We start from the raw sequence: 19,989 nt of genomic DNA on the forward strand, positions 1-19,989 counted from the left end.
TACATCAGAAAGGAGGCCCCTAAGGACCTCCTCCCCATTACTATCTATGCCCGTTATTCCATTACCGCACGGATCGCGGCAATCTCCCCGCGCCGCAAGGCTTCGGCATCTGCGCCGCGCAGCAAGCCGCCGGTAATCACGCGCTCCATACCGTCCCGGAAGGTCAGTGCCAGCGTCTGAATAACTGCCTTGCTGTCGCCGAAGGTATCCGCATGACGCGGATTCACATACGTCACTTCCGTGCTGCCCAGCAGCTTGAAGGAGACCTCTCCCTGCTCGTCGAACAGCCAGCCGGGAAGAGCCGGATGCAGCGCCAGCGTTAATTCGCCATCCCGGGTAGCGAACAGGCTGCTGCCTGCCATCATCGTTCTCCACATGCTCAGGAACTCGGCCGTGGATCCGCTCAGCCGGGCCACGAACCCTCTGCCATGTGTGGCAGGGTCGGGGTTGCCGCCGGTGGAGATGAACGACGAATTCTCCAGCGTGCTGCGTCCGTATACCTCAGGATCAAGGAACGGGATCAGCGACGTTCTCAGCTCACTGTAGAATTCTTCATACAGTCCCGCCTTCAGCAGCTCAAGCAAGTATTTATAGGACATGTGCAGGAAGTTCGATTCCCGCTCCTGCCAGCCTGCGGTGAACGCCCGGATGCGTCCGATCTCATGCCCCTCTTCCTCCAGTGATACCGAAGTCCGGTACATCGAGGTGACCGGATCGAACAGCCCGCTCCGCTTCACCTTGCTGTAGATAGCCTTGGCGGTCTGCTGATCCTCCAGTGTCTTCAGCCAGCGGGTTGGGCCTTCCAGGAAATACGGCAGCGCCGAAGCCTCGAATTCTTCTACGACTGCCTTCGGCAGTCCATAGCCGCTGATGACCGGCTCGCCGGCAGCATCCGTGACCGGCCGGAAGCGCGTAGCCTCGAAACGGAAATAGGTTGGCACCAGTCCGCCGCCCATGTCTACCGCACGCGCAATCCCCTGATCCACTTTGTGCAGCCACTGCTCCAGCATTCCGCGGATCACTTCAAGGGAGACTTCGCCGGTCTCGCCCGTGATCCCGAACCGAACGGACGCCCGGTATGCCTCACGCGCTGCGGCCACACGGTCCCAATACGGGAACTCAGCCAGCGAACCGTCCAGCACTTCCGTTACAGCCTGGCCTACCTGTGTGAGCAGCGCCGCAATCTCCGATGGAAGAGCCACTGTGGAAGGAAGCCCGGCACTGTTCTCCAGCGCTTCCACCATGAAGACCAGCATCCGTTTCAGCTCCAGTGTCTCGCTCATGCCCGAGCCCATCAGGCCCGGCAGTCCGTTCATCGCATCGTTCCAGCCCGGCTTGTTCGCCTCCATCTCCACACCCATACCGTATGGATCAAGCGTGGCGAATTTGTTCAGGGCGAGCGACAGCATTTTCACAAACAGACTGGTCCGGTAGATCTCCCCGTGCCCGCCTTGTGTGCGCAGCCACTCGGTACCGGATGCCTTGCGCTTCAGCTTATGCAGCTTCTCCTCATCCTCCAGCAGAGCTCCGAACTGCCGCACCTTGCCGCCGCTGATCACGTACTTCTCGCTGCGCGGCAGGACATAGGCCGGAGAGTCGTAGAACGCATACGTCTCATCCCCGAACAGCAGCTCTCCAAGGCGCTCAGGATAAATATCCAGATAGCCTTCCACCAGGTCCAGGTTATACGTCCAGTGATCCGACCAGAACCCCTCGCCGAAGGCGGCTTCAATGTTCTGCTGCGACAACGCAAGCACCCCGCTGAGGAATTCCTGCTCACTTAGGGTTAACACGATCTGCTGATCGGCAATATAGTTAATCAGACTGCCTGCGGTGAAGCGTCCGGCCAGGAGCTGAGTAAGTCCCGCATGCTGCTCTGCAAGCGCCCCGGTCAGCCATGCCTTAAGCTGCTCCTCCGCACCCGGCAGAATCTCGAAGCTGGTGCCCTGTACACTGAGCGGGTTGTAGCCGTCTGCCTGAATCAGGCTATAGAACATTTTGATATTGAAGCTGCCCACCTTGGGATGGAAAAAGACGTCGTTGCGGCGGTTCTGGTTCATATCGCGGAAATTCCCGTTCCCCTGCGAATAATATTCGGGGGCCAGCGAGAAGAAGTTATAATCCCGTTCCATATCGCCATGCTTGCGGGAGTAGAGATGGACCACGAAGCCCTCTTCCCCATTGTCAAAGATAAACGGATATCCCCCGCGCAGGAAATTGTCGAGATAGGACTGGCGGCAATACGCGTCAAAGATCGGCGAGGACGTCCGGGTGGCGATATCCGCAGTTAACTCCTCGGTCAGTGCGGCAGCTTCAAGGGACTTGGCGGCAAAATACTCCTCACGGCACAGCTCCGCCGTCCGTTCATTAATCCGGGCAATATCATTTACATGCCCGATGATGGTGTTCAGCTTCAGCGAAGCCCCGGGGGCAAGCGTCCGGGCAGTGCCGCTAAATCCGCACGGCACCTTGTTGACCGGATACTGCGCCTGTGCCAGCAGCTCGGCCAGCGGAAGCGCCGCGAAGCGGTCAGGATAGGTCAGTGACGTATTTCCGCCAAAGATCACTTCATAATCTACAAGCGGGCGGAGCAGCTCTCCTTCCGCCGTGGAGGAGAGATAGAAATGCCCGCTCTCGATCTTGCCGATTTCGGCATCGTCATTCGTGCCGGAGCGCAGCTTGTAGAACGGAATCCCGTGCTCAAGGTTGAACACATCCATCCAGCTGCGGAGAAGGTTCCCCATCTCCTTATAGCCTCCGTTCGCCACTCCGAACGGAAGCACCTCCGGCAGACCGTCCAGCAGTTCAAGCGCAAGTTCAACTCCGCCGATATTCTGAATCTCCACCTGACGGACCAGCGCGGCATAATCATCCCCCGGAAGGTTGAAATAGTGGACTGTGGTCTTCAGGCCATGTCCGGCATGCGATTCCTCAATGGTCAGTCCGTTCGGCAGAATGGTCATGATCCGCTGGGCTGCCTGGTCCGGGCGGGCCGACTGGAACGGTTCATAGATCTCTGCGTTCCCCTTCAGCTTGATGAAGGTGCGGAAGCCGGTCGATGTTACATTCTTGTAGGAGATATTGGCCGGCGAGAACTCCATGATCGGCGAGTTTTTGTCCCGCACGCCGAAGCTGCTAATCCCTTGGCCGCGGTTCACATAGAATGTCCACATCGGTATCCCCTTCAGTCCGGCAAGGCCCGGCAGGAAGCTGGCGAACGGCTTGCCTTCATGGAACTGCTTGATCACAAATTTTCCTGAGTCAAAAGTATAACGGCTCATATTTACTCCTCCTAAAATATCAATGAATGCTTGCAGTGCAGGCCTACCCCTGCGTAATCAGATGTGTCGCGATAGAGTGCGCAGGCAGCGTGCATTCGGCGGTCTCAGCGCCCAGTCCCAGCGTCAGCGTACGTGCTTGCCCGCCTTCGTTCATCAGCACCACAGCGAGACTGCCGTCCGGATTGCGGAACGCAGCCGACAGCACATCTGCTGCTGCCGATTCAAGCCCGATCCGCACCGCACCCGGGGCGATGAATTTGCTGAAATGCCCGATGTAGTAATACGAGCTGTTGTAGTGGACCTCGTCAGTAGCCGTATCCGCGATCACCGGAGCATCGCAGAGATTGCCCACATGGTTCGGCCCGCCCGTCTCATCCAGCACCAGATTCCAGTCCAGGTAACCTTCGGTCCAGGCATTCAGATCGCCGATCATATTGCGGCCGTAGCGCTCACCCGTGAACCATTCGCCCAGACGCACGCCGCCCTCCTGACAGCCCTCGGTGAACAGCACATGCTTATCCGGGAAAAGCTCATGCACCTGCTCCACGTTGCCGAACTCCTCGCCGCCATACCAGTGGATACCGGTCCCCCAGACATACTGTGCAGCTTCCGGGTCCGACAGAATCGGGGTCACGCGCTCGACCATAATGTCGCGGTTATGATCCCAGATCACGATGTTCACATCGCCCATTCCGGCTTCGTGCATCACGGGTCCGAGATGGTTTTTGACAAAATCACGCTCTTCCTCAGCACTGTACACACAGGAATCCCAGGTCTGCACCGCTGCCGGCTCATTCTGCACTGAGACAGCCCAGACCGGAACGCCTTCCTTGCGGTAGGCCTCGATGAATTTGGTATAATACCGCGCCCAGACCGGCGCATACTCCGGCTTCAGCGAGCCGCCGTTGTTCATCTCCCCGTTCGTCTTCATCCAGGCGGGAGGGCTCCACGGGGAGGCCAGCATGGTGAACGGTCCGCCCCGGACCTCCATGGCATCCTTAATCAGCGGCAGCACCCACTTATGGTCACGCGCGATATCGAAGGTCTTAAGCTCCGTATCCCCATCCTCCACATACGTATAATTACCGAGTGCGAAGTCGCAGCTATGGATATGCACACGGCCCATACTGTAATTCAGCCCGTCTACCGGGTCAAAGTACCGCCGGATGACCTCTGTACGCTTCGCTGGACTCATCCGGGACAAGGTATACGCCGCTGCTTCTGTGAATGCGCCGCCAAAACCAATAATGGTCTGGAACGCCTGCTCCGGGTGCAGCACGATATCTGCTTTTGCCGCTGCGCCCTCTGCGCTAAACTGAATGCCATCCTTGCGACTCAGGCGATCTCCTGTATCTTTGGCGGTGACTACGGTTTGAACGGTTGTCATGTCTATCACTCCTTTATTATTTTTGCTAGGCGAAACCAAGGACGAAAGAAATCGAAACCGGTTTCGATTTTGCCGAAAAAAAAGGTATTCCTGAATGTACGCACCTTCATCACATGCGCGGCGGTGCGCAGGAATCCCTCACAATAATCTCCACAGGCAGCACAAGTGCTTCCTGAGCCGTACCTGGACCGTTCATAGATGCCAGCAGCAGCTCCGCCGCCCGGGTCCCCAACATTTCAGTATTCTGGCGTACAGTGGTCAGCGCAGGCGTAACGTATCCGGCAAGCTCAATGTCGTCATAGCCCATCACCGAGACATCCTCCGGCACCGCAAGCCCCTGATCCTTAGCCGCCATTACCGCACCCAGGGCCAGCAAGTCACCCGAAGCAAAAACAGCCGTCGGCCGCTGCGGCAACGCCAGCAGACGCTTCATTGCACCATAACCATTCTCCAGCGCGTAGAAGGCTCCCTCGGCCACATATTCATCCGGTACCTCAAGTCCCTGCTGCTCCATCGCCGTTCTGTACCCCAGCTCCCGCTGCTGTCCCGGATAGGTGTTCCCGCCTCCCGAGATATGGGCAATCCGGCGGTGTCCAAGACTGACCAGATACTCCACGGCCTGCAGCGCACCCGTCATGTTATCCGAGCAGACTGTATGCGACAGCTCCGTCTCGAAATCGAGCACCACGGTCGGAATATCACTCTCCAGCAGCTCCCGGAAATACGGGTCATCATAATCAGAGAGGAACACTACCACCCCGTCGACGCCGCGAATCCGGCAGTTCTCCAGATATCCGCTCTGCTTGCCGCCTACATCCTTCGAGATGAACATGAGGGCATAGCCCTTGGCTACGGCAACCTGCTTGAAGCTCTCAATCACTGCGCTGAAAAAAGGATGGCGGATTCCCGCCCCCGTATTCTCCACAAACAGCACACCGATGGTCCAGGATTTCTTGGTCGTCAGTGTACGTGCATGCGCATTGGGAAGATACCCCATCTCCCGGGCGGTACGCAGAATCTCCTCACGTGTCTTCTCCCGCACATCGGAATAGTTATTGAACGCCTTGGACACTGTGGTTGGTGAGTAGCCGGTCCTTTTGGCAATATCGTATATCGTGGTCATTTCCGGTTCACTCCCGCAGCTCAATGAAAGCCCTTTTATGTTCACTGACATTCTAACTTCTTTCGGCACGGCCGTCCAGCATAAAATATCTTTGGACCCCAGGCAGCAACGTCAAGATCTGAATCATCATTCCAAGTGACATATAGAACACATGAATCAAGCTGACCATGTTCCACATGTAGGTCTGCACCATAATCCAGATAATCTGGCCGAAGCCGATATAGAGCGAAAAGCTCCAGGCCGCATGCCGCTCCTTAAACGGTGTCAAGGCGTAGCTCCAAGCCCACTGCGGCTGCTTCCAGAGACCATACAGCACGAGCAGCGGGAGCACGCCGAATACGAACAACAGCAGCAGCCCAGGGACGGCAAAGCTGTGAAAGGGCATTCGTACCATTGCAGAGGCCGGCATGCCGAGCAATTCCCCGCTGGGATCAGTTAGCAGCGCCAGCCCGCCTGCGATGGCCCCCAAGCCCAAAAACCCTTGAAGTACCAGCAGCACCCTAACAGCACCTGGCGTTTTTTTAGCAGCGTTCATCCTCATTCCTCATTCCCCATTTCAGGCACCTATTTTCCGGCTACGGATTAGGGCTATTTCTGGTTAGCGCCTATGCTTTATTGAGATTTTACAGATTTCTCCTCAAGATTGCCGGGAAAGAAATCACACTCCGGAAAATTTGCATGATGTGCCTGCTGTGTGAATGTCTGCGGTTTACGCTATACTAGTATCAATTAGGACAACTCCTGACATTAAAGCGGACGCATGCAAGCAGATGCATTTATCATTCACAATACAGAAGGGATTGGACGGTTGCGGCTTAAGGCTGCTTCTGCCAAGTACACTTATGACTGAGATTACAACTCTACCTCCATCCAAAAAATGCGCGTACTGCCATCAGCTTAAGCCGCTCGCTGAATTCCGCCGGCGCACAGGCAAGCGCGCCAAAGGCGTGTCCCGGCGCGGAGCGTGCCGGGAATGCCGCAAGCTCCGCGAGGCCGAGGCTTCCTTGCCGCCAGTGCGGGCAAGCGTAGCCCCTGCCCTGCCGGAGCGCCAGGCCGGACCGGCCGGTCCCCTCAAGCGGGACAAGGGGCCGGTCTCTATCTCCAAGGCAGCTGCGCCCGAGAAGGCAAAGCCGCCCATGGCCCAGCCCCGTCCAGCCTCACGGCCGGAACGTGCCCGGGACGCCAGAGGCAGCGCGGGCACGGCCGGCCATAAGGGCAAGGCGCGTCCCCGGCATGCCGCCGAGACCGGGCGCAGCCTTCCGCAGCAGCGCGGGCCGAAGCCCGATCCGCAGGATGCCTCTGCCCTGATTCCTTCGGCCAAGGGCATGATTCTCATGCGCGGGCACAGCGATAAGGGCCGCCGCTGGCATCAGGAGATCGACCTTGAGCTTGCCGTGACACTGGTCAAGGAGCATGCGGCCATCGTCGTGAACCGGCGTACGATCCGCCGCTTGTACAGCAATAAGGACTTCCGCGCCTATATTTTGACGAGGGACAACTATACCTGTTATTTCTGCGGCCAATACGGGGATACCATCGATCATCTGCTCCCCCGCGCCAAAGGCGGGCATACTACGCCGGATAACTGCGTCTGTGCCTGCAATTTATGCAATCAGACGAAGGCTGACCAGTTAGTGGAGCAATTCATGAGCCGGTAATGTTCTTGACCCGTCCAACCTGGCCGTCCGAGAGCCGCACCTTGATCCCGTGCGGATGGCGGGGCGAGTTGGTCAGGATGTCTTTGACTGTGCCGTGCGTGAGCTTGCCGGTCGCCTGATCCTGCTTCAGTACGATATCTACCTGAATGCCAGGGCGGATATCCGCTCTTACTTGTCCGTTCATAATACACTCTCCTTCCGTTAATATTTGCGTTATATATCGTCTACTTTCTCTTACAGATAAGGATGAACAGCCATGGCTTTTGGAATCAACCGGGCGGAATTAACCCGCTGGAAACAGGCCGTCTCCGCAGGGGAGATTGCGTTCCTGACCCATTACTGGATCGATAAACGCTACCCTGAGATCACAACAGTCACCAAGGTGGGCTGCAGCGATCTGCCCCGCCTGCGGGAGTGGTGCAGGAAGCACGGTCTCCCGGCGCGGTATATCCATAACCGCCAGCCGTTCCCCCACTTCGACCTCATGGGCCCGAAGCAGGCGGAGATCCTCCGGCAGGAGGGCTTATGGGAGCACCTGGAACGCTTCCGTATGCTCTGATGAACGGCAGACTGCAAGAGCGCCTGTGACCGGGAGGTTATTTCGGTTTCCGCAGATCCTTCATAATCCGGCGGCCGGTCGGGGTCTGGGCCAGCCCGCCCCCGGCCGTCTCCCGGTGCTTCTCGGGCATCGCAGAGCCGACCTCCAGCATGACCTTAATCACTTCATCGGACGGAATCACACTGCGGACGCCGGCCAGGGCCATATCCGCCGCCGCAAGCGCCGTAACGGCACCGAAGCCGTTGCGGACAATGCATGGAATCTCCACGAGTCCCCCTACCGGATCACAGATCAGCCCCAGTGTATTTTTGAGCGCAAGACCTACTGCATGTACAGCCTGTGCCGGAGTCCCGCCGCGCATCTCAGTCAAGGCTCCGGCCGCCATACCGATCGCTGAGCCCACCTCGGCCTGACAGCCGCCTTCCGCACCCGATACAAAAGAATTATTAGCAATAACATACCCTATCGCTCCAGCCGCGAACAAACCGGAGACCATATAATCATCGTCCCAGCCGAAGCGCTCCTGACAGCTCAGGAACACACCGGGGATAATTCCGCAGGAGCCGGCAGTCGGTGTGGCAATAATCCGGCCCATAGAAGCGTTCACTTCAGAGACGGCAAGGGCATACGCCATCGCCTGGCCTGCCGGTCCCCCGAGACAAGGCTCATCCGCTGCATTATAGGCGGCCACCCGCTGGGCATCCAGCCCTGTCAGGCCGCTGCGTGAGGTGGTGTCTTCGGTCATGCCGCGCTGCACCGCTTCCTTCATTACCCCGTAATACTCGCGCATGGTGGCGAATTCCTGCTCTTTGGAACGGCCGGATTCGGCGCTCTGCTCCTCAAGCATCAGAGCACCGATCCCAAGCTCCCGCTCCCCGCATAGTACAGCCAGCTGGCTGAGTGTTTGAAAATTCATGTTGTGATGTCCTTCCCCTTCTGTGTCTGTTCTTGTGTATTGCCGTTCAAATCGACTACCTTGACGCTCTTCACTGCCGGAAGTGCCCGCAGCTTCTCCAGCAGCTCCGCCGTGGCTGGCTCATCCAGCTCCAGCACCGTTAGGGCTGCACCGCTGCGGTTCTTCCGGTCGAGTGACATATGTCCGATATTGAACTGGCCCTCCCGCATGACATCCGTAACACTGGCCAGCACACCCAGATAATCCATATGCTGAATCAGCACCGTCGGGTACATGCCGGTCAGCTTCACGCTGAAGCCGTCAATATCTACAATCTCAATATTGCCGCCGCCGATGGATGTGCCAGTAAGGGTCATCTCCGTCCCGCTCTCCCTGCCTGTAAGGCGCAGACGGACCGTATTGGGATGGGGAAACAGCCCCGTTCCCTGACCGAAGGAAATGCTCATCCCGGCTTCGGCCGCAAGCCCAATGGAATCCGGCAGCCGGTAGTCGTCCGTGGCGAAGTCAAGCAGACCTCCGGCGATCGCCCGGTCTGTCCCGTGTCCCTGATAAGTCGCGGCAAAAGAACCGAAGAACGTAACCTCGGCCTCTCGCGGCAGCTCACCAAGCACCTGCCTTGCGGCCCGCCCGATCCGCGCGGCTCCCGCTGTATGAGAACTGGAAGGCCCGACCATGGCCGGGCCTATAATTGAGAATACATCTTTAAATCTCATAGTTTTGGTCTCCCGCTATCTGAATTCGGCCATGTACAGCGAATAATGTAATGATGTCCATCCGCTCATTGTACAGCACCTATATATTATACTGCGTCCGCACCAAAGCTACACTATTACATGAATTGTGACCTATTATTCGCTGCTCTGCGAGTGGAAACGGCTTTGCCGTCCTTACAAAGGACGGTACCGTTTCAGCGAGAAGTAAAAGGAGAATGTATAGCGTGAAGTCTATACATTCTATTTCGAGAAAAGCACCAAGCCGTCCCGCTCCTGCCAGCCGATACGGGTCCAGAAGCTGCGGCCCGGCACATTAGCTTCGATCACCATGAGATGGCACTTCGTTATGCCCGCTTCGCGCAGTCCCGCAAGGCAACGCCTCACCAGCTCACGGCCTGCACCGCTTCCCCGGCTGCCGCTGGCGACAGCCACATGATACATATAGCCTCTGCGTCCGTCATGCCCGCACATCGCGGTACCCATTAGGGTGCCGTCCTCCTTCACGCACACCTGGCTGATGCCCGGATTCCGCTCCAGATAACGGATGATATTTTCACGCGAGTCGGCTTCACTGAGGCCCATTCCGTCCGTATTCTCCCACAACCGGTAAGCCGCCTCGTAATCGTCCCCTGTCATTGCTCTATATATCATGCATTCTCCCCTTTTCTATGCTTATGACTCCACTTCACGCCGCACGCTTTTCTGGGCGCATGCATACCCATATACGGAAGAGCTGAGCAGGCAAGGAGGAGTAACCGCCGATGAACCCCATGTATCCTTATTATGGCAAGTGGAAACAGCTTTGCCGTCCTTTGAAAGGACGGTACCGTTTCAGCGAGAAATAGAAGGATAAGTTATCGTGTGAAACCTATAAGTTTCTTATATTTTGAAAAGACGGTCTCCCATGTGCAGCCTGTTGCTTTTCCCCCTCAGCACCAGGACCGTTACCAGCTGATCCATGTCCAGGCTTCAGCCGGTCACGCCGGCCTTGTTCATTCCCAACCCGAGAGGATGTATAGCGATGAATCAACACAAGGATTTCAACCTGCCTTCTGTCCGCCTGAATGCGGGCATGTACGCTCTGACCAAGCTGTCGGCCGCCGGATTGACCTTCATCCTGATCTCCCTGTTCATGCTGATCCATGGCTATGAGAACGGAATTCCGTCCGGCTGGCCGGTATCGGTGCCTTATGCCATCTACGCTTACGGCCTGCCGGCTGCCATCCTGGCCGATGCGCTCCTGCGCATGTTCCGCTCCACCTCGCTCAGCCCGGCGCTGGCCCTGTACGCCATTGCCGGCTATGGCGCCGGCCTGTGGCTCGCTGCGGAGCAGGGCGGCGACTCCCTTGTCTCCGGCCTTACCGGCCTCGCAATCCTGCTGCTATTCCGCATCGCCCAGATCGCGGGCGAACGCTTCCCGATCCTGCTTCCCTTCTTCGCTCTGTTCATTCCGCTGATCTGTCTGGTCTTGTTCTGACCTGGCGGGTTCAGGCAGGGCGGAGCATTGGGGAGGGCCGGGATGGCGGGTAAGGCTGGATACCGGGCTGGATGGGATCAGTATCCGGAAACCGCAAACCCTTCTCACGGCACATTGTGTTCGGTTTTCCGCATACATTGGGACCACACGCCTCCGTCACGCCCAATGTGGTCGGTTTTTCGACTATATTTGGACCACACGTCTCCGTCACGACCAATGTGGTCGGTTTTTCGATTACATTGGGCCCGATGACCTCGCGCTGGCACATTGCGTTAACTCTTATCGTCCGGTGCATCGCGCTCAAGTAGGATGCCCGAAGCAAACAATTGGAGAAATGTGTCTTATTTCATCCGTTTCTGCCGTTTACAGGCAGGCAAGTGGAAAAGCTCCAACTAATAAAGTTAGTTTTGTCGCCTGGGGTGAAATGTGCTAAATTAAGTGCCGTTTATCCAACTAACGTCCCGCCAGAGCTCATCCGCTCATCAGCAGGTGGACAAAATCCACCTGTTATCCGCTAAAGCAGACAGCAGACTAACATAGACTTTGAACTCCAAGCAGCCCGTGCGCCAGAGCGAGCAAGAGCTTGAACTTGTTAATGAAATGGAGGGCTGGCGCTGTTGGTTGGAGACATCAAACCCGGTGCTTACATTTACAGCGCCTCGATAATATCCCCGGCGATCAGGGCAGCAGGATGGTCCCGCTTCCGGGCAGCACGTTCTCCAGCCAGCCCGTGTAGATAGACTCCGAACGCGGCGGCCTGATCCGCCTCCAGGCCCTGGGCCTGCAGACCGGAGATGATGCCTGTCAGCACATCGCCCGCACCGCCGGTACCCATACCGGGATGCCCGGTGATATTGATATAGGCCTGCCCTTCGGGCGTTGCTATTACGGTATGGGCTCCTTTTAGCACAAGGATTACCCCATGCTGAACTGCGTAAGACAATGCCAATCCGATCCGGTCCCGCTGCACCTCCGCTGTAGATATCCCCGCCAGACGGGCCATCTCCCCCGGATGAGGGGTCAGAATAACCGGATGGCGGCGGCTCCAGCTCCGGTAATCGGTATCCGCCAGTATATTCAGCGCATCCGCATCAATAACCATAGGACCCTCCGTCTCCTCCCATAGTCTGCGGAGCCACTCCGTGTCTCCTTCGAACCGGCCCAGGCCGGGGCCGATGGCTGTACAATCGCGGCTGGTACTCAGCCGCAGCACTTCAGCGGCCGTACCCGCATTCCACTCCCCGTCACCTCCGGTGACCGGGGCCAGCATCAGCTCCGGTACGGAACCGATCACATAGGGCAGCAGCTTCTCCGGCAGCGCCCAGGTTACCAGCCCGCAGCCTGCGCGCAGTGCAGCGCGGGCAGACAACAGGCCTGCGCCACTCATGCGCAGGCTTCCTGCTGCAAGCAGGACATGCCCGTAGGTGCCCTTGTGGCCCTCGGGCGAACGGCGGCGCGCCAGGTCAACCTTCAGGCGCGCCGTCAGTACTTCCGGCGTCAGGAGACTGACCTGGACGCCGCCCTCCCGGGCAAGGGCAGCGGGTATGCCGATGGAGCGGACCACGACCCGCCCGGCGGCCTGCGCGCCGGGATATTGCAGCAGCCCCCGCTTCAGGAACGCGAGGCAGACGGTCACTGACGCATGAATGCAGGGCTCATGCGTCTCCCCCGTGTCCGCATCCAGCCCGCTGGGGATGTCCGCGGACACAATGGCCCTGCCGCTGGCATTCGCAGCGGCAATCAGCTCCGCATAGGCACCGCGCGGGGCTCCCGCGCTGCCTGTGCCGAGCAGCGCATCCACGATGCCGCTGCATGCGGCAAGGTCCAGGGCGTCTCTGCCGTAGACTACGGCAGGAATGCCCATAGCTGCAGCGGCATCACGCTGCAGCGCGGCTTCGCCGGCCAGCGACTCCGGCGCGGCCGCGTACACCAGCGTGACGGCGATGCCGGCCTCACGCAGGTGCCTGGCGGCGGCGAGGCCATCGCCGCCGTTATTGCCCTTGCCGGCGAGGACGAGCCAATGCTCTCCGCCGGCAGCGGCAAGCGTCAGCGCTGCATCTCCGCTGACAGAGAAGCCCGCAGCGTCAGCGCCGAAGCCAGGCGCCCCGCGCCCGCTTAAGGCGCCCGCTACGTCACCAGCTGCTTCCGCTCCGTTCCGCATCATTCCGCCACCTGTCGTTCCCGCTCCATCCCGCTTCGCTCCACCTCCAGCCGCTCCCGCTCCAGCCCCCCACACCCTGCCACCAGGCACACCAGCTTCACTTGCCCGGCGGCGGCATAGGGCGATGAGCTCCTCGGCAATGGCCCGTCCCGCATTTTCCATCAGGGCGATGGCCGGGATGCCCAGCCGCTCGATCGTGTCGCGGTCGAATGCCCGCATCTCCTCCGCTGTCACCACATCCATTGGTCCAGACCTCCTTCATAGTTGCTTCGATTGTACTAAGTCCCGTTTCAGCAAGCAAATAACCCAGGTAGCTCATGGCAGCCAACGAGCAACAAGCCCCCAGAACAGCAAAAAGCCCTCCCGCTACGAAGAGGACTTCTATGTTAGATAGGTTATGATCCCAACTGCTTAGTCTTGAGGATCAGATAAGCATAATTGGATCCATAGTTGCATTCCATACACCTAAAAACACTCAAAATCAAGGCTGGCCTCTTCTAACTGTAGTTTGTACAACTAAATCTGCCCAATTGGAGAGAATCCCGGCACAGCGGCATTTTTAAATGTACAGACTGCAACTTAACGGATAATCGGTGGAAAATCAGGCGTTTTAGTTGTACAGAGTGCGATTAAACCCGCCGCCGACTCTACCTCTGCCTTTTCACCTTCCGCCTCCGCGTACCCCCCATCAATACCCTACAGTAAACCTGGCTCTGCTGAAATTGCCTTCCTCCAGCTCATCGATGACCGCCACGGCAAAATCCTGGATGCTGATGCTGCTCCGGCCGTCTTCGTCTACAATCAGCCGGTCGAGGCCGATGCGGAATTGGCCGGTACGGCGCCCGTCTACCAGAGCGGCAGGCGGACTAAGATACGTATAGTCCAGCTCCGACCCCCTATAGATCTCATAGGCATTAGCATGAGCCGAAGCCAGCGCGCGGTAGTCCTCCGGGAATCCGGCGGTGTCCATCAGCCATTCTCCCGATTCCGTCTTGAGGCTGCCTGCTCCGCCGACAATGATCAGACGCTCAAGCCCAGCCGCCCGCAGCCCCTCCAGCAGTGAATCCGCTACCCGCAGCAGATCATTCTCATGCCCTGCCGCCGGACCGAAAGCACTGATTACCTCCTCATGTCCGCGCACGGCTGCCGTTACCGAGGCCGGGTCCAGCAGATCAGCAGCCGTCACCTGCAGCCGCTCATGCTGAAGGCTGAAGGCTTCAGGTCTGCGTACCGCAGCCGTGACCTCATGTTTTCTTTTTAACGCTTCCTGTACGATGGCACTTCCAACCCTGCCCGATGCTCCAAACACTACAATATCCATTCTCCCGCTGCCTCACTTTCCTAATCTGCTATCCATTAGCATTACACGAATTCACACGATTTATCGCCGCAGGAACATTCCCTGTGAAGCAGGCATTACCGGCGCGAACCCGTATTTGGCATACAGCTTGGCCGCTTCCCCGTCAGCAATGAGACTGATATATGCCTTCTCCGGCACACTGTCCAGGAATGCGCGGATTTCCCCCATGATGGTTTTTCCGAGACCCCGTCCCTGGAAGGAAGGCTTCACTGCTATATCCGTCACTTGAAAAAAACATCCCCCGTCCCCAATAACCCTGCCCATTCCCACCAGCAGATCCCCCGCATACACGGTCACCGCAAAAGCAGAGTTAGGCAGTCCGACTGCCGCCCCCTCTATGCTCATCGGACTAAGCCCGGCTTCCTGCCGCAGTGCGATATAATCCTCTACTGAGGGCAACTCCTGCCGGATCTCCGGCTGTGCTGAATTTGTCATGCCACTCCTCCTATTTACTGCAATCTGCAAGCATAACCCGCCTGCTATACTGATACCAATATATATGTATTTGTTCAAAATTGAAACGCCCCGCCTCCTTCGGCGTACAATAACTCAAAACACAGCACTTGCACTCTGCAGACGGGCAGGTTATTCTTACCCCGTGTCCTTGGGTAAACTGTGGATAGACAAGCAACACTACTATTTTGGAAGGTTGGTGAAGTAATTATGTCTCCTACAGGGAAACTGTTTAAATGGGGAACTTTCGCTTATGAGGCTTTTCTGGCGCTGCCGATTATCGGGGGAAGCTTTGTGGTGGCAAATGCCTGGGCGCCGCTAGGAATCGCTTTTCTGCTGCATGCTGTAGCCATAATCATTCTGCTGAGAGAGCGCGGTCCGATTATCGGGAATGTAGTGGGCGTGGTCACCTCGGTGGTTGCCTTGATTCCTTTTGTCGGCTGGGTGATGCATGCAATTACCGCTATTATTCTGCTCGTAGAAGGGCTAAGCGGATCACGGCGCAATCCACGTTACTGACAGTAAGCACATTAATCAATGAACAAGGAGTACCTTACTAATTATGATTAAAGGATTATACGAAGCCCATTTACCCGTTTCTAATCTGGAAGCATCTATTGAATTCTATAAAAGACTGGGACTGAAATTCGCCTGGCGCGATGAGGACACCGCGTTCTTCTGGATTACAGAGGGGCGGAGCTGGATCGGATTATGGGAAGGGCCGGAGGTTCAGACCCCTTATCACCCTTCCCTGAGGCATATTGCCTTCGAAGTCACTTATGAGGACCTGAAGCAATCGCTCGCCTGGCTGCGTTCCCTACAGATTGACCCGGTTCCTTTCGGCAGCAGAAGCACGGTTGAGCCTTTTATCCGCCCCCATCAAGGCAATGCCTCGGTTTACTTCAATGATCCGGACGGCAACTCTCTGGAGCTGATGTGTCATATCGAAGTCCCTCAGGGGTTGAAGACGATCACAAGCAAGCTGTCTTTTGAGGAGTGGGAGGAGCTGTGCAGGAAGTCCAGCGATTAGTTCCAGCAGCCATGCTGAGAGGAACCTACAGGGAAACCGACATGTATACTGTTTTCCGCATACATTCGGGCCACATGCCTGCATGCCAGCAACTGTATGCTGTTTTTCGCATACATTCGGGCCACGCGTCTGCATGTGAGCACAATGTATGCTGTTTTCCGCACACATTCGGGCCACACGTCTGCATGTGAGCACAATGTATACTGTTTTCCGCATACATTTGAGCCACACGCCTGCGCGCCACTTATTCACAACAGAAGAAAATCATAATTTCCTATACCACAAGAAAGACCTTCCATTGGTTGCCCAATGGAAGGTCTTTCTGTATTATCCTCGTCCCCCTGCACGGGTATCGGTCCGCCGGCTTCCGGTCTCTCCACTACCACGTGAATTTGCTGTGCTGTTCTCGAAACGTTTGCGCTCCGTGCGCTCCATCTGTACGATTTGGCCTTCATGCACTACGATGTGCAAGGAGCCGAATTCCATATCGTCGAGCAGTTCCGTTATCCGCGCAAGCCATACCTCATCCACCTTCAGTGGTTTAGCCATTCGCAAGCCTCCCTTTCCCGGTTAGGGAATAACTCTGCCTAAATTCCGTTATTACCAACTTGTATACTATGAATTAACTTAGCACGGCACCCAATAGCTGTCAATGAGCATTTTTGCGTACAAGCAGGCTTTTTACAACCATCGTCACCAGTGCCAGCAGGAGCAGCAGAGAAGCCACCGCGAAGGATGCCGAGAACTGATATTCGTTGTACAAAATTTCGACATGCAGCGGCAACGTATTCGTCTCCCCGCGAATATGCCCGGACACCACCGAGACGGCCCCGAACTCACCCATGGCCCGTGCATTACAGAGAATAATGCCGTAGAGCAGGCCCCACTTGATATTCGGCAGCGTTACGCGCCAGAAGATATGCCACCCGTGCGCACCGAGCGTAATCGCAGCCTCCTCCTCCTGTGTGCCCTGCTCCTCCATCAGGGGAATCAGCTCACGGGCGACGAACGGGAACGTGATAAACAGCGTAGCCAGCACGATGCCCGGCAGGGCGAAGACGATTTTGATATCGTGGTCGCTTAACCAGGGGCCGAACCAGCCATGCGAGCCGAACACCAGAATGAAGATAAGCCCGCCAATCACCGGTGATACGGCAAAAGGCAGATCGATCAGCGTCACCAGAAAGCCCTTGCCGCGAAAACGGAACTTGGTTACCGCCCACGCCGCCGTTACCCCAAAGACCGTATTCAGCGGAACCGTAATGGCGGCGACCAGCAGCGTCAGCTTCAGCGCCGAGGCGGCATCCGGGTCGGTCAATGCGGCCCAGTAGACATCCAGCCCCCGCTTCAGCGACTCCACCAGCACAATAATCAGCGGCAGCGCAATCAGCCAGAGCAGGACCAGTCCCGCCAGGGAGATGAGCACCCATTTCACCGCTTGTGACTCCGTCGTAGAAGGCGATGACGCACCTGTACGCGGCCCGGGGACATGCAGGGGAACCGTACCGGCCATATTTATTCCTCCTAAAAGTTTTGTTGGTATATGCATCCTGAATCCGTTCCTAACAAAACTCGCTTCGGAAGCATATGCTTAAGTTTTGTTAGTATATGCATCCTGAATCCGCTCCTAACAAAACTCGCTTCGGAAGCATATGCTTAAGTTTTATGAAGCATACCCGTTCTCTCTTATCGCGAGCTCCTCCGCGCCCAGTGCTGAAGGCTGTTGATGACCAGCAGCATCAGGAAGGAGAGCAGCAGCAGAATCAGGGCCACGGCGGTGGCTCCGGCGTAATCGAACTGCTCCAGCTTGGACATGATCAGCAGCGGGGCGATCTCTGTGCGCATCGGCATATTGCCGGAGATAAACACGACAGAGCCGTACTCGCCGATGCCCCGGGCGAACGCCAGGGCGAAGCCCGTAAGCAGCGGCGGGAGCAGCTCGGGCAGGACAATCCGCAGGAAGGTGCGCCCGCGGCCTGCCCCCAGCGTAGCAGCGGCTTCCTCCATGTCCCTGTCCAGATCCTCCAGCACCGGCTGCACCGTGCGGACGACAAAGGGAATGCCGATGAACATCAGCGCCAGCGTGATGCCCAGCGGCGTGAAGGCAACCTTGAAGCCGAGCGGCGTCAGCAGGGAGCCGATCCAGCCGTTCTGGGAATAGAGGGCGGTCAGCGATACGCCCGCCACGGCTGTAGGGAGCGCGAACGGCAGGTCGATCAGGGCATCGAAGATTCTTTTGCCGGGGAATTCATACCGCACCAGCACCCAGGCCAGCAGCAGTCCCAGAAAAACATTGATCAGGGCCGCAGCGCCCGCCGTACTCAGACTGACACGGTAGGAGGCCAAGACGCGGGCATCCGTAGCCACATCCCAGAATTTCGCCCAGCTCAGCCCCGTTGAATTAAAGAGCAGTGCGGACAGCGGCAGCAGGACCACAAGACTCAGATACAGCACGCTGAATCCCATCGTAATCCCGAACCCCGGCAGCAGCCTGCGCCTTGATACCGTCCTTGCAGCAGCTTTGGTCGTGACATTCATCTGCCCATTCATCCTTTCCTGCCTTCGGCATATGGCCGATCAGCCTCTGGCGGAATTCCGCCTGTCAGTATGGTCTTTCCGCTTCTTCATCATCGTTCACGAACTCCGCTGTCAGCTGCCCGGTACGTAGATTTTGTCGAAAATCCCACCGTCATTGAAGTGCTTCGCCTGCGTCTCCTTCCAGGTTCCGAATTTATCCGCCAGGGTGAACAGCTTGATCTCCGGGAATTGATCCTTGAACTCGGCCTTTACGCTATCCAGTGTCGGACGGTAATAGTTCTCGGCAGCAATCTTCTGGCCTTCCTCGGTGTAGAGATATTTCAGATAGGCATCTGCTACCTCACGCGTTCCTCTTTTATCGACGACCTTATCCACCACAGCAACCGGCGGCTCAGCCAGAATACTCTCTGACGGATTCACAATCTCGAATTTATCCGGACCCAGCTCCTTGATGGACAGATAAGCCTCATTCTCCCAGGCGATCAACACATCTCCGATGCCGCGTTCCACGAAGGTAGTGGTTGAGCCGCGTGCTCCGGTGTCCAGGACCGGTACATTCTTGAACAGCTTTTGCACGAATTCCTGAGCCTTGGCTTCATCATTATTATTGTGGTCCAGCGCATAGCCCCAGGCAGCCAGGTAGTTCCAGCGGGCACCGCCGGAGGTCTTGGGGTTAGGGGTGATGACCTCTACGCCGTCCTTAAGCAGATCCGGCCAATCCTTGATGCCCTTCGGGTTGCCTTTACGGACCAGGAAGACGATGGTGGAGGTATATGGGGAGCTGTTATGCTCATATTTACTCTGCCAGTCCGCGCCAATCAAGCCGGCCTCCTGAAGCGCATCAATGTCATACCCGAGCGCCAGCGTAACGACATCCGCCTCCAGGCCATCCAGTACAGCCCGGCTCTGCTTGCCCGATCCGCCATGCGATTGCTTAACGGTTACCTTCTGGCCGGTCTCCTTCTCCCAGTAGGCGGCGAAGGCTTTGTTATAGTTCTCATACAGCTCACGCGTCGGATCGTAGGATACATTCAGCAGCTCCACCGGATCTTTGGCCTGTGTCTGGGTGGCTTCCGGTGCTGAAGATGCATTCGCAGCCGCTTCTGTTGCTGCCGGGGCCGCTGTTCCTGCACCCGCACTATTCCCTGCATTACTGTTCCCGCAAGCCGTAAGCCCTGCCGTCAATATCAATGCAACCCCGGCGAGAAGCCCCTTCTTGATCCCTTTTGTCATCCCAACCACTCCCCCATAATAGTCTTGTAACAAGCAATAGACGCAGGAAAGCCCGCTTGCGGCAAGTCAAACCGGTCTTATAGACACGTATCTGCGAGCC

At 57.2% G+C, this 19,989-nt stretch carries 20 protein-coding genes; 5 read left to right on the forward strand and 15 right to left on the reverse strand.

Annotated elements, in window-relative coordinates:
• Positions 1-53: 53 nt before the first annotated feature.
• The 4 genes from MKY64_RS25050 to MKY64_RS25065 all read right to left on the reverse strand — a co-directional run bounded on the left by MKY64_RS25050 (position 54) and on the right by MKY64_RS25065 (position 6,326).
• Entirely contained in the window at positions 54-3,281 is a 3,228-nt protein-coding gene (locus MKY64_RS25050; protein WP_340956479.1) for a cellobiose phosphorylase, read from the reverse strand.
• 43 nt (positions 3,282-3,324) lie between these two features.
• A complete protein-coding gene (locus tag MKY64_RS25055) occupies positions 3,325-4,668 on the reverse strand; it encodes a glycoside hydrolase family 30 protein (protein WP_340956481.1) in 1,344 nt (447 codons plus the stop codon).
• Positions 4,669-4,777: 109 nt separating this feature from the next.
• Entirely contained in the window at positions 4,778-5,791 is a 1,014-nt protein-coding gene (locus MKY64_RS25060) for a LacI family DNA-binding transcriptional regulator (RefSeq protein WP_340956482.1), read from the reverse strand.
• 52 nt (positions 5,792-5,843) lie between these two features.
• Positions 5,844-6,326: a hypothetical protein gene (locus tag MKY64_RS25065; RefSeq protein ID WP_340956483.1), complete on the reverse strand. Its 483-nt coding sequence runs from the start codon at positions 6,324-6,326 to the stop codon at positions 5,844-5,846.
• Positions 6,327-6,633: 307 nt separating this feature from the next.
• On the opposite strand from MKY64_RS25065, the gene MKY64_RS25070 reads away from it, so the two are divergent.
• Complete coding sequence (locus tag MKY64_RS25070) at positions 6,634-7,449, forward strand: HNH endonuclease (RefSeq protein ID WP_340956484.1); 816 nt, start codon at positions 6,634-6,636, stop codon at positions 7,447-7,449.
• Here MKY64_RS25070 and MKY64_RS25075 read toward each other — a convergent pair.
• A complete protein-coding gene (locus MKY64_RS25075; RefSeq protein WP_036732721.1) occupies positions 7,436-7,633 on the reverse strand; it encodes a YwbE family protein in 198 nt (65 codons plus the stop codon). The genes MKY64_RS25070 and MKY64_RS25075 overlap by 14 nt on opposite strands.
• Before the next feature lie 72 nt (positions 7,634-7,705).
• Here MKY64_RS25075 and MKY64_RS25080 point away from each other — a divergent pair, with 72 nt between their 5' ends.
• Positions 7,706-8,008, forward strand: a complete 303-nt coding sequence (locus MKY64_RS25080) for a hypothetical protein (protein ID WP_209877347.1) — start codon at positions 7,706-7,708, stop codon at positions 8,006-8,008.
• A gap of 37 nt (positions 8,009-8,045) precedes the next feature.
• Here MKY64_RS25080 and sdaAA read toward each other — a convergent pair whose 3' ends face one another.
• The 3 genes from sdaAA to MKY64_RS25095 all read right to left on the reverse strand — a co-directional run bounded on the left by sdaAA (position 8,046) and on the right by MKY64_RS25095 (position 10,288).
• On the reverse strand, positions 8,046-8,924 hold the full coding sequence (gene sdaAA, locus MKY64_RS25085) for an L-serine ammonia-lyase, iron-sulfur-dependent, subunit alpha (RefSeq protein WP_340956487.1): 879 nt from the start codon (positions 8,922-8,924) through the stop codon (positions 8,046-8,048).
• On the reverse strand, positions 8,921-9,637 hold the full coding sequence (gene sdaAB / locus MKY64_RS25090) for an L-serine ammonia-lyase, iron-sulfur-dependent subunit beta (RefSeq protein ID WP_340956488.1): 717 nt from the start codon (positions 9,635-9,637) through the stop codon (positions 8,921-8,923). Before sdaAB ends, sdaAA begins: the two co-directional genes overlap by 4 nt.
• Before the next feature lie 240 nt (positions 9,638-9,877).
• On the reverse strand, positions 9,878-10,288 hold the full coding sequence (locus MKY64_RS25095) for a GNAT family N-acetyltransferase (RefSeq protein WP_340956490.1): 411 nt from the start codon (positions 10,286-10,288) through the stop codon (positions 9,878-9,880).
• Positions 10,289-10,658: 370 nt separating this feature from the next.
• Between MKY64_RS25095 and MKY64_RS25100 the strand changes: the two genes are divergently transcribed.
• On the forward strand, positions 10,659-11,114 hold the full coding sequence (locus MKY64_RS25100; protein ID WP_036732735.1) for a hypothetical protein: 456 nt from the start codon (positions 10,659-10,661) through the stop codon (positions 11,112-11,114).
• 649 nt (positions 11,115-11,763) lie between these two features.
• On the opposite strand, the gene MKY64_RS25105 is transcribed toward MKY64_RS25100, so the two are convergent.
• The 3 genes from MKY64_RS25105 to MKY64_RS25115 all read right to left on the reverse strand — a co-directional run bounded on the left by MKY64_RS25105 (position 11,764) and on the right by MKY64_RS25115 (position 15,070).
• The gene (locus MKY64_RS25105; protein WP_340956497.1) at positions 11,764-13,518 is read right to left on the reverse strand and encodes an NAD(P)H-hydrate dehydratase; all 1,755 of its coding nucleotides are present in this window, start codon (positions 13,516-13,518) and stop codon (positions 11,764-11,766) included.
• Between the two features lie 445 nt (positions 13,519-13,963).
• Positions 13,964-14,596: an NAD(P)-dependent oxidoreductase gene (locus tag MKY64_RS25110; protein ID WP_036732742.1), complete on the reverse strand. Its 633-nt coding sequence runs from the start codon at positions 14,594-14,596 to the stop codon at positions 13,964-13,966.
• A gap of 60 nt (positions 14,597-14,656) precedes the next feature.
• Positions 14,657-15,070, reverse strand: a complete 414-nt coding sequence (locus MKY64_RS25115; protein ID WP_340956500.1) for a GNAT family N-acetyltransferase — start codon at positions 15,068-15,070, stop codon at positions 14,657-14,659.
• A 228-nt stretch (positions 15,071-15,298) separates the two neighbouring features.
• On the opposite strand from MKY64_RS25115, the gene MKY64_RS25120 reads away from it, so the two are divergent.
• Positions 15,299-15,607, forward strand: coding sequence for a hypothetical protein (locus tag MKY64_RS25120; RefSeq protein ID WP_340956501.1), 309 nt, complete (start codon positions 15,299-15,301; stop codon positions 15,605-15,607).
• A gap of 43 nt (positions 15,608-15,650) precedes the next feature.
• A complete protein-coding gene (locus tag MKY64_RS25125; RefSeq protein WP_036732749.1) occupies positions 15,651-16,118 on the forward strand; it encodes a VOC family protein in 468 nt (155 codons plus the stop codon).
• Between the two features lie 327 nt (positions 16,119-16,445).
• Here MKY64_RS25125 and MKY64_RS25130 read toward each other — a convergent pair whose 3' ends face one another.
• The 4 genes from MKY64_RS25130 to MKY64_RS25145 form a co-directional block, all read right to left on the reverse strand.
• Complete coding sequence (locus MKY64_RS25130; protein ID WP_036732753.1) at positions 16,446-16,667, reverse strand: YezD family protein; 222 nt, start codon at positions 16,665-16,667, stop codon at positions 16,446-16,448.
• 100 nt (positions 16,668-16,767) lie between these two features.
• Positions 16,768-17,631: a sulfate ABC transporter permease subunit CysW gene (gene cysW / locus MKY64_RS25135; protein WP_340956503.1), complete on the reverse strand. Its 864-nt coding sequence runs from the start codon at positions 17,629-17,631 to the stop codon at positions 16,768-16,770.
• 173 nt (positions 17,632-17,804) lie between these two features.
• Positions 17,805-18,656: a sulfate ABC transporter permease subunit CysT gene (cysT, locus tag MKY64_RS25140; protein WP_339253162.1), complete on the reverse strand. Its 852-nt coding sequence runs from the start codon at positions 18,654-18,656 to the stop codon at positions 17,805-17,807.
• A gap of 111 nt (positions 18,657-18,767) precedes the next feature.
• Positions 18,768-19,889: a sulfate ABC transporter substrate-binding protein gene (locus MKY64_RS25145; protein ID WP_036732757.1), complete on the reverse strand. Its 1,122-nt coding sequence runs from the start codon at positions 19,887-19,889 to the stop codon at positions 18,768-18,770.
• Positions 19,890-19,989: the final 100 nt, after the last annotated feature.

This window comes from Paenibacillus sp. FSL R7-0210 (assembly GCF_038009085.1).
Taxonomy (GTDB): Bacteria; Bacillota; Bacilli; order Paenibacillales; family Paenibacillaceae; genus Paenibacillus_AQ; species Paenibacillus_AQ silagei.

What these genes read in the sequence shown, in the direction of transcription:
- MKY64_RS25050 (WP_340956479.1), bottom strand. Translation starts at nt 3,281, where the DNA reads ATGAGCCGTTATACTTTTGACTCAGGAAAATTTGTGATCAAGCAGTTC.
- MKY64_RS25055 (WP_340956481.1), bottom strand. Translation starts at nt 4,668, where the DNA reads ATGACAACCGTTCAAACCGTAGTCACCGCCAAAGATACAGGAGATCGC.
- MKY64_RS25060 (WP_340956482.1), bottom strand. Translation starts at nt 5,791, where the DNA reads ATGACCACGATATACGATATTGCCAAAAGGACCGGCTACTCACCAACC.
- MKY64_RS25065 (WP_340956483.1), bottom strand. Translation starts at nt 6,326, where the DNA reads ATGAACGCTGCTAAAAAAACGCCAGGTGCTGTTAGGGTGCTGCTGGTA.
- MKY64_RS25070 (WP_340956484.1), top strand. Translation starts at nt 6,634, where the DNA reads ATGACTGAGATTACAACTCTACCTCCATCCAAAAAATGCGCGTACTGC.
- MKY64_RS25075 (WP_036732721.1), bottom strand. Translation starts at nt 7,633, where the DNA reads ATGAACGGACAAGTAAGAGCGGATATCCGCCCTGGCATTCAGGTAGAT.
- MKY64_RS25080 (WP_209877347.1), top strand. Translation starts at nt 7,706, where the DNA reads ATGGCTTTTGGAATCAACCGGGCGGAATTAACCCGCTGGAAACAGGCC.
- sdaAA (WP_340956487.1), bottom strand. Translation starts at nt 8,924, where the DNA reads ATGAATTTTCAAACACTCAGCCAGCTGGCTGTACTATGCGGGGAGCGG.
- sdaAB (WP_340956488.1), bottom strand. Translation starts at nt 9,637, where the DNA reads ATGAGATTTAAAGATGTATTCTCAATTATAGGCCCGGCCATGGTCGGG.
- MKY64_RS25095 (WP_340956490.1), bottom strand. Translation starts at nt 10,288, where the DNA reads ATGATATATAGAGCAATGACAGGGGACGATTACGAGGCGGCTTACCGG.
- MKY64_RS25100 (WP_036732735.1), top strand. Translation starts at nt 10,659, where the DNA reads ATGAATCAACACAAGGATTTCAACCTGCCTTCTGTCCGCCTGAATGCG.
- MKY64_RS25105 (WP_340956497.1), bottom strand. Translation starts at nt 13,518, where the DNA reads ATGGATGTGGTGACAGCGGAGGAGATGCGGGCATTCGACCGCGACACG.
- MKY64_RS25110 (WP_036732742.1), bottom strand. Translation starts at nt 14,596, where the DNA reads ATGGATATTGTAGTGTTTGGAGCATCGGGCAGGGTTGGAAGTGCCATC.
- MKY64_RS25115 (WP_340956500.1), bottom strand. Translation starts at nt 15,070, where the DNA reads ATGACAAATTCAGCACAGCCGGAGATCCGGCAGGAGTTGCCCTCAGTA.
- MKY64_RS25120 (WP_340956501.1), top strand. Translation starts at nt 15,299, where the DNA reads ATGTCTCCTACAGGGAAACTGTTTAAATGGGGAACTTTCGCTTATGAG.
- MKY64_RS25125 (WP_036732749.1), top strand. Translation starts at nt 15,651, where the DNA reads ATGATTAAAGGATTATACGAAGCCCATTTACCCGTTTCTAATCTGGAA.
- MKY64_RS25130 (WP_036732753.1), bottom strand. Translation starts at nt 16,667, where the DNA reads ATGGCTAAACCACTGAAGGTGGATGAGGTATGGCTTGCGCGGATAACG.
- cysW (WP_340956503.1), bottom strand. Translation starts at nt 17,631, where the DNA reads ATGGCCGGTACGGTTCCCCTGCATGTCCCCGGGCCGCGTACAGGTGCG.
- cysT (WP_339253162.1), bottom strand. Translation starts at nt 18,656, where the DNA reads ATGAATGTCACGACCAAAGCTGCTGCAAGGACGGTATCAAGGCGCAGG.
- MKY64_RS25145 (WP_036732757.1), bottom strand. Translation starts at nt 19,889, where the DNA reads ATGACAAAAGGGATCAAGAAGGGGCTTCTCGCCGGGGTTGCATTGATA.